This is a genomic window from Advenella kashmirensis W13003 (genome assembly GCF_000506985.1).
Lineage (GTDB): Bacteria > Pseudomonadota > Gammaproteobacteria > Burkholderiales > Burkholderiaceae_B > Advenella > Advenella kashmirensis_A.
Genome location: NZ_KI650982.1, coordinates 263,311 through 276,750, shown reverse-complemented (window position 1 = coordinate 276,750; position 13,440 = coordinate 263,311). Strand labels below are relative to the sequence as shown.

At 56.0% G+C, this 13,440-nt stretch carries 12 protein-coding genes; 9 read left to right on the top strand and 3 right to left on the bottom strand.

The annotated features are described in order from the left end of the window. The first annotated feature begins 62 nt into the window (after positions 1–62). The 6 genes from dnaJ (at position 63) to W822_RS43245 (ending at position 5,436) form a co-directional block, all read left to right on the top strand. Positions 63–1,187, top strand: a complete 1,125-nt coding sequence (dnaJ, locus tag W822_RS43270) for a molecular chaperone DnaJ (protein ID WP_024007052.1) — start codon at positions 63–65, stop codon at positions 1,185–1,187. A 115-nt stretch (positions 1,188–1,302) separates the two neighbouring features. After that, on the top strand, positions 1,303–2,193 hold the full coding sequence (locus W822_RS43265) for a methylglyoxal synthase (RefSeq protein WP_024007051.1): 891 nt from the start codon (positions 1,303–1,305) through the stop codon (positions 2,191–2,193). A gap of 220 nt (positions 2,194–2,413) precedes the next feature. After that, on the top strand, positions 2,414–3,190 hold the full coding sequence (gene modA, locus W822_RS43260) for a molybdate ABC transporter substrate-binding protein (protein ID WP_024007050.1): 777 nt from the start codon (positions 2,414–2,416) through the stop codon (positions 3,188–3,190). A 12-nt stretch (positions 3,191–3,202) separates the two neighbouring features. Further along, positions 3,203–3,874, top strand: a complete 672-nt coding sequence (gene modB / locus W822_RS43255; protein ID WP_024007049.1) for a molybdate ABC transporter permease subunit — start codon at positions 3,203–3,205, stop codon at positions 3,872–3,874. 48 nt (positions 3,875–3,922) lie between these two features. Next, complete coding sequence (locus W822_RS43250) at positions 3,923–4,621, top strand: sulfate/molybdate ABC transporter ATP-binding protein (RefSeq protein WP_437177161.1); 699 nt, start codon at positions 3,923–3,925, stop codon at positions 4,619–4,621. Beyond that, positions 4,618–5,436, top strand: coding sequence for a TOBE domain-containing protein (locus W822_RS43245; RefSeq protein WP_024007047.1), 819 nt, complete (start codon positions 4,618–4,620; stop codon positions 5,434–5,436). Before W822_RS43250 ends, W822_RS43245 begins: the two co-directional genes overlap by 4 nt. A gap of 53 nt (positions 5,437–5,489) precedes the next feature. Here the strand turns inward: W822_RS43245 and W822_RS43240 are convergent, their stop codons facing one another. Continuing rightward, on the bottom strand, positions 5,490–6,662 hold the full coding sequence (locus W822_RS43240) for a vWA domain-containing protein (protein WP_024007046.1): 1,173 nt from the start codon (positions 6,660–6,662) through the stop codon (positions 5,490–5,492). Positions 6,663–6,695: 33 nt separating this feature from the next. Beyond that, positions 6,696–7,568, bottom strand: coding sequence for an AAA family ATPase (locus W822_RS43235; RefSeq protein ID WP_024007045.1), 873 nt, complete (start codon positions 7,566–7,568; stop codon positions 6,696–6,698). A gap of 161 nt (positions 7,569–7,729) precedes the next feature. On the opposite strand from W822_RS43235, the gene W822_RS43230 reads away from it, so the two are divergent. Beyond that, a complete protein-coding gene (locus tag W822_RS43230; protein WP_024007044.1) occupies positions 7,730–8,083 on the top strand; it encodes a c-type cytochrome in 354 nt (117 codons plus the stop codon). A 13-nt stretch (positions 8,084–8,096) separates the two neighbouring features. Further along, positions 8,097–8,465, top strand: coding sequence for a c-type cytochrome (locus W822_RS43225; RefSeq protein ID WP_024007043.1), 369 nt, complete (start codon positions 8,097–8,099; stop codon positions 8,463–8,465). A gap of 133 nt (positions 8,466–8,598) precedes the next feature. On the opposite strand, the gene W822_RS43220 is transcribed toward W822_RS43225, so the two are convergent. Next, positions 8,599–9,027: a DUF1841 family protein gene (locus tag W822_RS43220; protein WP_024007042.1), complete on the bottom strand. Its 429-nt coding sequence runs from the start codon at positions 9,025–9,027 to the stop codon at positions 8,599–8,601. A 307-nt stretch (positions 9,028–9,334) separates the two neighbouring features. Between W822_RS43220 and W822_RS43215 the strand changes: the two genes are divergently transcribed. Further along, positions 9,335–13,402 carry a Pls/PosA family non-ribosomal peptide synthetase gene (locus tag W822_RS43215; RefSeq protein WP_367379372.1) on the top strand — a complete coding sequence of 1,356 codons (4,068 nt, stop codon included), beginning with the start codon at positions 9,335–9,337 and terminating at the stop codon, positions 13,400–13,402. Positions 13,403–13,440 lie beyond the last annotated feature (38 nt).

Sequence of the window (13,440 nt, the reverse complement as noted above, 5' to 3'; positions counted from 1 at the left end):
TGAAAATGACAGGGCCGGGTATTGTTTTTTATATTAGAGAAGAAATCTGAAGGCGTATAACGATGGCAAAACGTGATTACTACGAAGCCCTGGGTCTGGCCAAGAATGCTTCGGACGAGGATATCAAGAAGGCGTATCGCAAACTCGCCATGAAGTATCATCCCGATCGCAATCCGGACAGCCACGAGGCAGAAGAAAAATTCAAGGAAGCCAAGGAAGCCTACGAAATCCTGTCCGATCCGCAAAAGCGCGACGCCTATGACCGCTACGGTCATGCGGGTGTCGATCCTAACGCGGGCATGGGAGGCGCCGGTGGCGCCGGATTCGGGGATGTCTTTGGTGATATTTTCGGCGATATTTTCGGTGGTGGCGCAGGTGGACGTCGTGGCGGCGGCCCACAGGTTTTCCGCGGCGCCGATTTGCGCTATCGGCTGGACATTACCCTTGAGCAGGCTGCCAAGGGAATGGAAACAGAAATTCGCGTGCCCAGCTGGGAAAATTGTGACGTCTGTCATGGTTCCGGCGCCAAACCGGGCACCGAGCCTACCACCTGCCACACCTGCCATGGCGCGGGCGCAGTCCGCATGCAACAGGGTTTTTTCAGCGTGCAGCAAACCTGCCCGACCTGCCATGGCACCGGCAAGGAAATCAAAGATCCCTGCACCGCATGTGATGGCGTAGGCCGCAAGCGCAAGAACAAAACTTTGCAGGTCAAAATTCCTGCCGGTATTGACGATGGCATGCGTATCCGCTCGGGCGGAAACGGTGAGCCGGGTGTCAACGGCGGTCCTGCTGGTGATTTGTATGTTGAGATTTCCATCAAGGAACACAGCATATTCAAGCGCGATGGCGACGACCTGCATTGCGAGGTGCCGCTACCGTTTGTGACGGCTACGCTGGGTGGCAATCTGGAAGTGCCCACGCTGGGTGGCAAAGGTGAAATTACCGTCCCCGAGGGAACGCAGACCGGCAAGGTGTTCCGCCTGCGCGGCAAGGGCATCAAGGGAGTTCGTGCATCCTACCCTGGCGACTTGTATTGCCATGTCGTGGTGGAAACGCCGATTCGCCTGAGCGATGAGCAAAAAGACTTGTTACGGCAGTTTGAGACTTCGCTTAACGACGGAGGCGATCGTCATTCCCCAAAGAATAAATCCTGGACCGACAGAGTCAAAGATTTTTTCAGCTGATCACTGAACATGCCTGTCCAGGCATCCGATCATCTTTAGAATGCACGTATCACAGCGTGCATTTTTTTTGCGCGCCGGTTTTGTGTTTGATCTGTTCCAGGAAGGGAGTATGCCAATGTCTTCGACCCACAGTCTTCGTTTTGCGCTTGCGGCGAACCGCCTGCATCATGAAACCCCCGATGCAGGCCTGTTTACGTGGCTCAAGTCATGTTCCGAGACCATACGTGAGCTGGGTATCGAGTTGCATACGGTCGGTCGCACGTATGATGCGATCCAGCGCGAGGGTTTTCTGTCAGGGTACAAGAAAAATATTCGCTACCCCTATGGGCGAGAAGGCGGCTTGATGAAACTGGTGTCGCGCGTCACGGTGCACGAGGCGACGCCGGTGACGCTGGATGGCGCTATCTATCTGATTGACCCGGTCGATCCGTCTTCGATTTTTCCCGAAGCCCTGGCATTGAAGCGCCAGTGCATCACGCATGGTAAACCTTTTATTTCCACGGTGGCGGGCGCCATTGAGTGGATGGAAGTGGAACGGGTGCTGGCCGGCCTTGCGCCGATTACCGATTGCCTGTCTGCCGATGTGATCCGCAGCCAGACACTGGCGCTGATTTCGCACGATGCGCTCAAGGCCGAGATGGTGGCGTATGCGTCACAGTATTTCGATATTCTCTCGTTGTTCAAGCGCCGTGTGGCGACTGGCACGACGGGCGGATTGCTCAATGAGCTGGCCTGGTCCAAGGGCTGGCCAAAAGATAAGCCATGGGTCGATCGCTATCTGAGCGGCCCCCTGGGGGGTGATGCCCAGATTGCTGATCTGGTGCTGGACCGGCAATGCCAGCGCGTGATTTTCTTTGAAGACCCGCATGTGGCGCGCCAGCATGAAGCTGATATCCAGCTGCTGGAGCGGGCGGTGCGCGTGGCAACTCACGATGCCACGTGCGCAACGGCAAGGCAGGTGGCTCGCAAATGGGCGGATGCCGTGCAGCTGGCGGACAAGATTTAGAAACGGCGGTACCGTCCGGCCGGGTGGCTTGCACACCTTCAGTAGCCTCCGATTGCACGGGTCTGGCTTATGACCGCCAATTCACATGAAATATGCGGCATGCCAGGACAGTCTTACAATTCGATATATAATCATGTATATATCGGATCCGGTTTATGCAAAATAACGCAGTTGCTGGGGTCTGCTGCCTTTCTCAATCCTTCTTTTCTCGCAGGAAATCATGAAACTAAAAAGCATTCAGAGACATACCCTTGCGCGCGCACTGGCCACCGGCCTGGTTCTGTCTGTTGCGTCTGTGGCCGCCCATGCCGCTACGATTACGGTATCGGCTGCCTCCAGCCTGACCAATGTATTCAATGATGTTGCCAAGGTGTATAGCGAGGCCCACCCGGATACCAAAATTCAATATAACTTTGCCGCATCAGGCGCATTGCTGCAGCAGATTCGCCAGGGCGCGCCCGTCGATGTCTTTGCATCGGCAGACCAGAAAAGCATGAACGATGCGGCCAAGGCCGGGTTGCTGGATGAGTCTACCCGCAAGGATTTCGTACGTAACGAAGTGGTGCTGATCACGCCTTCCTCTGACAAGGGTGAGGTCAAGAATTTGCAAAGCCTGGATGAATCCGCTGTCAGCCGAATCGCCGTTGGTAATGTCGCCAGTGTTCCGGTTGGACGCTATACAAAAGAGGGTCTGGAAAAAAGCGGCCAGTGGGAAAAGCTGACGCCTAAGTTCATCTTTGCAGAAAACGTTCGCCAGGTACTGGACTATGTAGCGCGCGCAGAAGTGCAGGCTGGTTTTGTCTACGCAACCGATGCCGCCGTACGCAGTGACAAGGTCAAGGTCGTCGAAGCGCTGCCTACCGATACCGTTGTGAGTTATCCGGTTGCCGTCATCAAGTCAGCGGCTAATGCCGACGAAGCGCGTGCATTTGTCAAATTCCTGGACTCAGACCAGGCACAGGCCATCTTCGCCAAGGCCGGCTTTAAAAAGCCCTGACCGCTTCTGCTCGTGGAACCTGTCTGGATCCCACTTCTGATTTCCCTGAAGGTTGCAGGTCTTGCAATCCTGGTTAACCTTGTGCTGGGCATCGGCACCGGCTGGCTTCTGGCACGTCGTTCGTTTCCAGGGCGCGATTTGCTGGATACCATTTTGACACTGCCCATGGTGTTGCCGCCGACCATTCTTGGTTATTATCTGATTGTGCTGCTCGGCCGCTATGGCTGGCTGGGGCGCTATCTGGATGAGTGGTTCGGCATTCAACTGATTTTTACCTGGCAGGGGGCAGTCGTGGCGGCGGCGGTCGTGTCGTTTCCACTGGTGTTCAAGCCTGCTCGCGCCGCTTTTGAGAGTGTTGACCAGCACTATGAAGATGCGGCGCGCGTGCTGGGTCTGTCCGAGCTTGCGCTGTTCTTTCGGGTGACACTGCCCCTGGCCTGGCGCGGAATTCTTGCCGGCCTGTTGCTGGCGTTTGCGCGGGCGCTGGGCGAATTTGGCGCCACGCTCATGATTGCGGGTAATATTCCTGGAAAAACGCAAACGCTGTCCATCGCTGTGTATGAAGCGGTGCAGGCAGGCGCCGAGGCGCAGGCCAATTTCATTGTGGTGGTGATTTCAATTGTGTGTATTATTATTCTGTTTTCTGCACGCTATCTGGCACCCCGTCGCCTGGAGTCACAATGAATACACTTGCGAGTTTGTTAGAGTCCGATATCAAAGGCCGGTTTTGATATGAGTGAATCCATGTCGCCGTTTCAGCTTGATGTTTCACTACGCAAAAAATTGCAGCGCCAATTGCATGGGTTCACGCTGGACGTGGATTTCACCCTGCAATCGCGCCGCGTCGTGATCCAGGGGTCCTCGGGTGCAGGCAAAAGCATGATTTTGCGTGCTCTGGCCGGACTGGCTACACCGGACAGTGGCCGGGTGGCAATCAATCATGAACTGATTTACGACTCCGCATCGGGAGTCAACAAAACACCGCAAGAGCGTCATATATCCTATCTGTTTCAGGACTATGCGCTGTTTCCACATCTGACCGTGAGACAGAATGTGGCCTTCAGTATGAGCCGCGGCCTGCTTAACCCATCGCGCAATGCCTGGCGTGAAGAAACCGATGAGTGGCTCGACAAAATGCATATGACGCCTTATGCCTCCCGGTATCCCGAGCAGCTTTCAGGCGGGCAGAAACAGCGTGTGGCGCTGGCTCGTGCTCTGGCAAGTCGTCCGCGCCTGCTTTTGCTGGACGAACCTTTTTCTGCACTGGACACCAATCTGCGCAAGCACCTGCGTCAGGAAATTGATCAACTGCAATCACAATTGCAATTCCCACTGATTCTGGTGACGCACGACCCCATGGATGTGGAGGCGTTTGGCGATCTTGTATTGCATGTTCATAATGGGCGTATTCATGAACAGGAGGCAGCATGACCAAGGGCGGCGGCGCAGCAACTGAAACAGAGGGCCGTCCGGCCACACGGTTGAATGTGCGCACCGCCATCGGATTCGGTGTAGAGCAGCACGCCCTTGCGGACGAACGCGACTTGCAACTGCTGGGGCATGTGCACCGACTGGGCTCAATTACGGCAGCGGCCCGTGCCGCGCAAGTAACCTATAAAACGGCCTGGGATCGCTTGCGCAAGCTGCAAGCCCGTCTTGGTCAGCCGGTCATCATTGCCGCCAAAGGTGGGCGTGGTGGTGGACGCACCTTGTTGAGCGAAAGCGGGCACGCGCTCTTGCGATATTACGAACAGGTACGCAGAGAGCAGGATCACGCAACCGGGCCTGAAGTTGAACTGGAAGCCGTCGGTTCCCTGCCGCCCCGTCCTTTGCCTTTGCGCAAGACCAGTGCCCGCAATCATTTGCAGGGCACGGTCGCGTCCATACGGCGTACGGGTATCCGTGATGAGATCAGCGTGCGTTTGCATGATACGCTCGTAGTCAGTGTCAATATCACGCATGCCAGCACGCTTGCGCTGGGGTTGAAATCGGGGGTGGCGGTTTATATGCTGATCAAGGCACCGGCGGTTCGTTTCGTTCGTGAGCCCCACGCGCAGCCTAATGTATTCAGCGGACAAATCAGCAGCATGCGCCGCGTCCAGGGGCAGCAGGAACTTGAGATACAGATTGCCCCACAGGTTTATCTGGTCACGGTCATCAATCAGAATGAGGCCGGATTCCTGCGAAAGGGGGGGCAAGTCTCGGTATACATTGACCCGGATACTGTCATTCTGGGCGTGGACTAACGGCCTGTCAGCATCAGCAGGTTGCCTCGATCACCGGCCGGCTTTGGGCCAGACTATTTTGACAGCTGCCGCATGGCTGCTTCCAGGCCCGTCATGGTGACCGGATACATGTGGTTCTGCATGATATTGCGAACGACATCAATCGACTGCCGGTATTGCCAGTACGCTTGCGGTTCCGGATTGAGCCAGACGGCCTTGGGCCAGGCGTCCAGGATGCGGGCCAGCCAGACCGCGCCGGCTTCTTTGTTGTAGTGTTCTACCGAGCCGCCCGGATGCACGATTTCATACGGGCTCATGGTGGCGTCGCCCACGATGATGACCCGCCAGTTCGTGTTATAGGTACGCAGCAGTTCCCACGTGTCCGTGTAGACGCGCCGCCCGCCGGTGTCATAGCGCCAGAAGCGTTCGTACGGGCAATTGTGGAAATACCAGACTTCGAGGTTGCGAAATTCGCTGCGTGAGGCCGAAAACAGTTCCTCAACGCGCGCAATGTGATCATCCATACTGCCGCCGACATCAAGCAGCATCAGCACATTGACGGCGTTATGCCTTTCCGGCACCATTTTGACATCCAGAAAACCGGCGTTGCGCGCGGTGCTGCGAATGGTGTCGTCCAGATCCAGTTCTTCGGCTGCGCCTTCGCGGGCAAACCGCCGCAGACGCCGTAATGCGACCTTGAAATTGCGTGTGCCCAGCTCCTGCTGATCGTCATATTCTTTGAAACGACGCTCTTCCCATACCTTGACTGCGGTGCGGTTGCCGGCTGATGGCCCGCCGACGCGAATTCCCTCTGGATGATAGCCACTGTTGCCGAAAGGCGACGTACCACCGGTTCCGACCCATTTGCTGCCCCCCGCATGGCGCTCCTTCTGTTCTTTCAGGCGCTCCTTGAACATCTCCATGAGTTTGTCCCAGCCGTGTTTTTCCAGCGCCGCCTTTTCCTCGGGTGTCATGTTTTTCTGCATCTGACTGATGAGCCAGTCCAGAGGGATGTCGGGCCCTACGGGCATAGTTGCCGGCAGATTTTTGACAAACAGGGCAAACGCCTGGTCAAAACGGTCGAACAATGTTTCATCCTTGACCAGCGTCAGGCGTGCCAGGACATAGAAGTCGTCCAGCGAGGGTGGCATGACGCGCTCGCGCAGCACTTCGAGCAGGGTCAGGTACTCCTTGACCGATACCGGCAGCTTGTGGTTTTTCAGGTGATAGAAAAAGTCAATAAACATAATGGGCTGGTCACCTTTGGGGCTGCGTGCGAATCAGCGGCGCGTCTGTCGTGCCAGGCCCGACAGGCGTTCCAGCAGGCCGATATCCTGCTCGTTTTTAAGCAGAGCGCCTGCCATGATCGGGATCGATGTAGATGCGTGGGCATCGATGCGTGCGGCGTCGATGTCTTCGGCCAGCAGCAGCGCCAGCCAGTCCAGAAATTCCGACGTAGACGGCTTTTTCTTCAGGCCGGGAGCGTCGCGCAGCATAAAGAAATGGTCCATGGCGGCACGCAAAATGTCGGTCTTGATATCAGGGTAGTGGACCTTGACGATGTCGCGCAAAGTATCGCGATCAGGAAACTGAATGTAGTGGAAAAAGCAACGGCGCAAAAAGGCGTCGGGCAGTTCTTTTTCGTTATTGGAAGTGATGATGACAAGGGGACGATGCCGCGCGCGAATGGTCTGGCCGGTTTCATATACGTGAAACTCCATCTGGTCCAGCTCGCGCAGCAAATCGTTGGGGAACTCGATATCCGCCTTGTCGATTTCATCGATCAGCACCACGGTCGGCAGATCCGATTCGAATGCCTGCCACAGTACGCCTTTGCGAATGTAGTTGGCGATATCGCGGACCCGCTCGTCACCCAGCTGAGAGTCGCGCAGACGCGAGACGGCATCATATTCGTACAGACCCTGGTGGGCTTTGGTTGTCGATTTCACATGCCATTGCAGCAGCGGGTAGTTCAGGGCCTGCGCGACTTCCTCGGCCAGCATGGTTTTTCCGGTACCGGGCTCTCCCTTGATGAGCAGGGGGCGCTGCAGGGTGAGGGCGGCATTGACGGCCAGTTTCAGATCGTCGGTAGCGACGTAACGGTCGGTGCCTGCAAAGCGGCGGGGATTGGGTGGTGATTGGCTTGGTTTCATTTCAAATCTGCAACAAAATAGGGATGATTTAAGCGTCTTACTATCAATACTAACCTAATCTAGATCAATTATGTCGTACAATCGGAAGCTTTAAAGCTGATCCGACCCGCTGGCAGTTCTGCGGTAAGTTCATTCGACATTCGCTAACAAAAGAGCAAAATATGAAGTTTTCCGCTTTCAAGCGCTCCGTTGCTGCGCTCGCCATCGTGGTTCCCTGTGCCTTCGGCAGCCAGGCATTCGCCCAGCAGGCTGCTGCCCCCAAAGGGGATATTGAAGCCGCCAAGGGCAAAATCTCTATGTGTATCGGCTGCCATGGTATTCCTGAATACCGCGCCAGTTTCCCAGAGGTTTACCGGGTTCCCATGATTGCGGGCCAGAACGCTGATTATATCGTTGCTGCGCTGAAAGAATATAAATCCGGTGCCCGCACTTTCCCCTCCATGGTAGCGATTGCAAAGAGCCTGTCTGATCAGGATATGCTGGACATCGCAGCCTATTTTTCTCAAGTAAAATAATCCGGGAACCGATATGAAACGCGTCTCTATTATATTGTCAGGTGCCGTATGCGCACTGGTGGGTATGGTTTCCGCCCAGGCTGCAGATCTTGCTGCAGGTAAGGCGGCTTTTGAGAAAAACGGTTGTGTCGCCTGTCACGGCGCCGCCGGCGATAAAACGATTGCTCCCATGTATCCTGTATTGGCTGGCCAGCACGATGACTATCTGGTTCATGCGCTGACTGCATATCAGCGTGGTGTGAGCAACGCCCCCAATTCGGCCAATATTCGCAAGAACCCTATTATGGGTAACGAAATCAAAAAGCTGGGCTCAGCCGATATTGTCAACATTGCCGCCTGGCTGTCTACGCAGAAAGGCCCGTTGTCGCATAAGCGTAACTAATCGCGCTTGCCAGCGTCTGCGCACATGGCGCAGGCGCGGACCCAGATTGCAGACAGTGCGCCCCATTGCACTTGCAATAGTAAAAAAAACCGGAAATTAATTTTTCCGGTTTTTTATTTTGCACGCGCCATTCTTAATGACGCGTTGAATGCTGGCGCAGCAGTTCCAGATAATGGTCAGTATCCAGTGGTTTGCCCAGTCGCTGCGATTCCCAGATGACTTGTCCCAGGCACTCCATGATTTCATGCATCGCATGGTGTTCATCGTGGCGGGCGGCCAATTGCTCATAGATGGCGCGAATGCCCGGCGGGTGATCAATCGACACCTGCTCATTGATGGCCAGATGCATGGACAGATGCAAAAAGGGATTGACCTGCCCTTTTTCCACCGAAAACTCTTCCTGCGCTGCATTCGGATTTTCGAGTGCGTCGTGATATTCCGGATGCTGCAGGATCCAGGTCAGCGCCATGGATTCGATTGGCGTCAGAATCTGTTTCTGACGATGCTTGTTCCAGGTATCGGTGAAAAACTGGCGAACCTGGTCGCGGGAAGGATTGAACATAGAGATGGGTAATTGAAATCGGTGTACGAAATAGCGCTGCCTGCGGCACCGCTGGTTGTCCGTGCGTTTAAGCTCGCCTGTTCCAGGCGGCGGGGTGACGCAAAAATACACAATGAAACAGATGGAAACAGCTGCTGTGTGCGCAAAGACGTTTTGAACAGATTGTTAAGTTGCCTGTCAGTGCATCTTCGCCATAATTTCTGCCATTTAAAGCAAGCCTCATCATAACATGCCCAATCCGGGGCTTGTTACCTGAAAGGGCTCATTTTCATGTAGTGTGTTTGCGCCCTGGCGCAAGGGGTCCCACGTGTTTTCTTCCGATCTTTCGATTTTGCACGGCCCCTGCATGCCGCAATTTCTGCAGCCCGAGACGCTGGCGGATCTGTTTGAAGCCAGTGCGAACGCCTATCCAGACCACACCTGTCTGATAGACGGTGCACAGCGACTGACGTATCGACAGGTGAATGAGCAGGCCGATGTGATGGCGCATCATTTGCTTGCCGCTGGTGTCGCGCCCGGCGATATTATCGGGCTGTGGCTGGCGCGGGGCAGCCGACTGCTGATTGCGCAACTGGCCATTACCAAGGCGGGCGCGGCCTGGTTGCCATTTGATGCCGATGCGCCGGCCGAACGGGTGGCCGTGTGCCTGGAAGATGCCGCGGCCAGGGGCATTATCAGTGATCATCCGTTGCGCATGCCTGTCATGGCGTCCGCCTTTACCCACTGGCAGCCGGCCCGGTTGAGTAATCCACCACAGCGTGCATTGCTCAGCCGCCACGGGGTGTTGCCTTCCGACCCTGCTTATGTCATTTATACGTCCGGCTCGACGGGCAAGCCCAAGGGTATTGTGATCCGCCATGAAAATATTTGCCCGTTCCTGCGCAGTGAAAATCACATGCTGGGCGTAGCGCATTTTGATTTGGTGTATCAGGGGTTTTCAGTCGCCTTCGATATGTCATTCGAGGAAATCTGGATCTCCTGGCTCACAGGCGCCAGCTTGTGGCTTGCGCCTAAATCCCTGGTCGCCGATCCCGTTGCCTTGCCCCAGGCACTGCAGGATGCGGGCGTGACAGTCCTGCATGCCGTACCGACCCTGCTGGCCTTATTCGCCGACGTGCCAGCCAGTCTGCGCATCATCAATATGGGTGGGGAAATGTGTCCGGATGCGCTGGTTGCCCGGCTCAATAACGGTCATGTCCGACTGTTCAACACTTATGGACCCACCGAGGCGACCGTTTCGGCCACGCTTGAACAACTGGCCCTTGACAGACCTGTCACGATTGGCACGCCGCTGCCCAACTATGGGCTGGCCGTTGTCAATGAGCAGCTTGGGCTCTTGCCGATCAACGAGGTCGGCGAGCTGTGCATTTTCGGGCCGGGCGTGGCTTATGGATATTTGGGACGCCCCGATCTGACCGCAGAAAAATTCATGCGCAATCCTTTTTCCGAACAAGAGGGGAACGAGCGCCTCTATCGCACCGGCGATCTGGCACGTATCCTGCCGGGCGGCAGTATTGAATGCCTGGGGCGAGCCGACGATCAGGTCAAAATCCGCGGCTTCCGGGTTGAGTTGGGTGAAATCGAAGCGGCGCTTTCCGAGCAGACCGGCGTGGCAACTGCCGCCGTGCTGATTCGACAGGTCGGCGATCTGGATCAACTGGTGGCGTGGGTCGTGGCCGAGCCGGGCGGTGACAAGCGACTGCTTTCGCCGGGCGCCTTGCGCGAAATCCTCAGAACCCGTTTGCCTGACTACATGATCCCGACTTATTTTGAGTTCGTGGATCAGGTGCCGCGACTTATTTCCGGCAAGATCGATCGCAAAGCGCTGGCGCAGATGCCGTTAAAAACCCTGCATGACGCGCCGTCTGAGGAATCCGATCAACCGCGGACGGCTGCGCAGCAGGCGCTGTTTGGCGTATTGCATTCGCTATTTCCAGGTCAGCCGATCCGTTTGCAGGCTGATTTTTTCTCGGATATGGGCGGGCACTCGTTGCTTGCGGCCCGGTTGGTGTCGCGCATTCGCGCCTTGCCGGATTACGCGGGACTGACGGTCCAGAATGTCTATCAGAGCCGGACTGTAGAGGGTATTGCCCGTTGTATGCAGCAGTCGGATGCCCGGCACGCCGGGCAATCACAAACGCCATTTACCCCTTCGCCGAACAATACCTGGCGCCGCCGGCTGGCTTGCGGTATTGCCCAGTTCGCCTGTGTTCCGTTCCTGATTACGCTATCGATCATGCAGTGGCTAGCCCCGTTTTTTACCTATCACAATCTGACCGGCGAGATGTACGACAATACCTGGCATGCCATTGGGATGTCGTTTGTCGTCTTTGTTCTTGTGTATCTGCTCAGTTTCGTGCTGGCCATCCTTGGCAGGCAACTGCTGACTGCCGGTATGAAGCCGGGCCGGTATCCACTTTGGGGCTGGACGTTTTTTCGCTGGTGGCTGTCGGATCGGCTGAGTAATGTGGCACCACTTTACCTGATTGCGGGGACGCGCATTTATGCCGCCTATCTGCGATGCATGGGAGCGCGCATCGGCAGCGAAGTGATGCTCAGTTCCATGACGGTGCGTGTGCCGTCTTTGCTGACTATTGAAAGCGGGGCCAGCATCGGCGCCGACGTTCACATTGAAAACGCCAGGGTTGAAAACGGCGAACTGGTGCTGGGTGCAACGTTTATTGGTCGCGACGCCTACGTGGGGTCCTATTGTGTTCTGGAAGGCAATACCACGATTGCGCAGGAAGGCCGATTGAACGGTTTGTCCTCGCTCTATGACGGGCAACAGATCGGCCGCGCCGAGGTATGGGAAGGGTCGCCATCGCGACGCATTGCTACAGTGTATCGTTCCGAGCTGCCTCCGCGGCCGAGTCCAGGCGCTGCGCGAATCGCCTTCGAATGGCTGTTCTTTTGCTGTGGCAGTCTTTTTATTGCCTTGCTGTTTTTCACGCCCCTGTTTCCGACTTTTATTTTTATTGATCTGGTTGATCCGAATTTCGACTATGGCAATTTTCTGCTATCGGGACTGAAATATTTCGTGATTGCCGTGCCGGCTTCGTTTGTGCTGATTCTGTTTACGGCCTTGTTGTCTGCGCTGGTGCGCTGGCTGGCATTGCCTAAAATGCAGCCAGGGCGCTATTCGGTCTACAGCAGTCTGTATTATCGAAAGTGGCTGATCAACCAGATTCAGGCTGCCAGTTTACATACCCTGCATGGTGTCTACGCCACGGTGTTCGCTTCCTCCTGGTATCGGCTGCTGGGCGCGCGTATCGGCAAAAATGCAGAAATTTCAACGATTATGGGTGCCGCACCCAATATGCTGACCCTGGGCGACGATGCCTTCATTGCCGATGCGGTTATGCTCGGCGATGATGAAGTGGATGGCGGCTGGATGACCATTCGCAATACCATGATCGGTCATCGCAGTTTTATCGGCAATGGCGCGTATGTGCCCGACGGCACGGTGGTAGCGCCCAATGTACTGATCGGCGTACAGACGCGCGCGCCGGACAGTGCTCAGATGAAGCCGGGCGACACCTGGTTCGGTTCGCCACCCATTATCCTGCCTGCCCGGGAAATGCAGGTGCAGTTCGACGAGCGGTCCACTTTTCGTCCGACAGCCGCAAGGCGGGCTGGGCGAGCGCTGGTAGAATCCCTGCGCATTGTGCTGCCAATGGCCTTCACAATCTGTTCGGGCTATCTGATTGTGTACGATGTCGTGCGTTATGAAACCATGGTGTCCCTGGTGCAGTCCCTGCCATCTCTGATTCGCGATGGCCTGTTGTATGGGGTGGGATCGTTCGTGCTGGTGGTGTTGCTCAAATGGTTGCTGCTTGGCCGTTACCGGCCGCGTTCGGCGCCCATGTGGTCCCTGTATGTATGGATCAGCGAGGCGGTGACGAATGTATACGAGTCCATGGCCGTCTCCAATTTTCTAAATTACCTGCGCGGAACCGTCTTTTTGCCATTTTTGATGAGGCTGCTGGGTGTACGGATCGGCACGGGCGTCTACCTGGATACCACCGACATCACTGAATTTGACTGCGTGCAAATCGGCGACCATGCAGAACTCAATGGCCTGTCCGGTCCGCAGACTCACTTGTTTGAGGATCGCATCATGAAGATAGGACAGGTTCAGATCGCTCAGGGCGTCAACCTGCGGGCACGCAGTACAGTGCTGTACGACGCCAGCATAGGGCAGGGCGCGCGGATCGGGCCGCTCAGTACGGTTATGAAAGGTGAGTCTATTGCCGCCAATACCAGCTGGATCGGTTCGCCCGTGCAGAACTGGCAAAGCCATCGCGCAGATGCGCAAATGGACCCGGCCCCCGTGACAGATGTGCAGCCGGCAGTGCCGGTTCAGGCCATGATCTGAGTGGCTGGCCAGGGGGTGGCTTCCTTTACCATATTTTG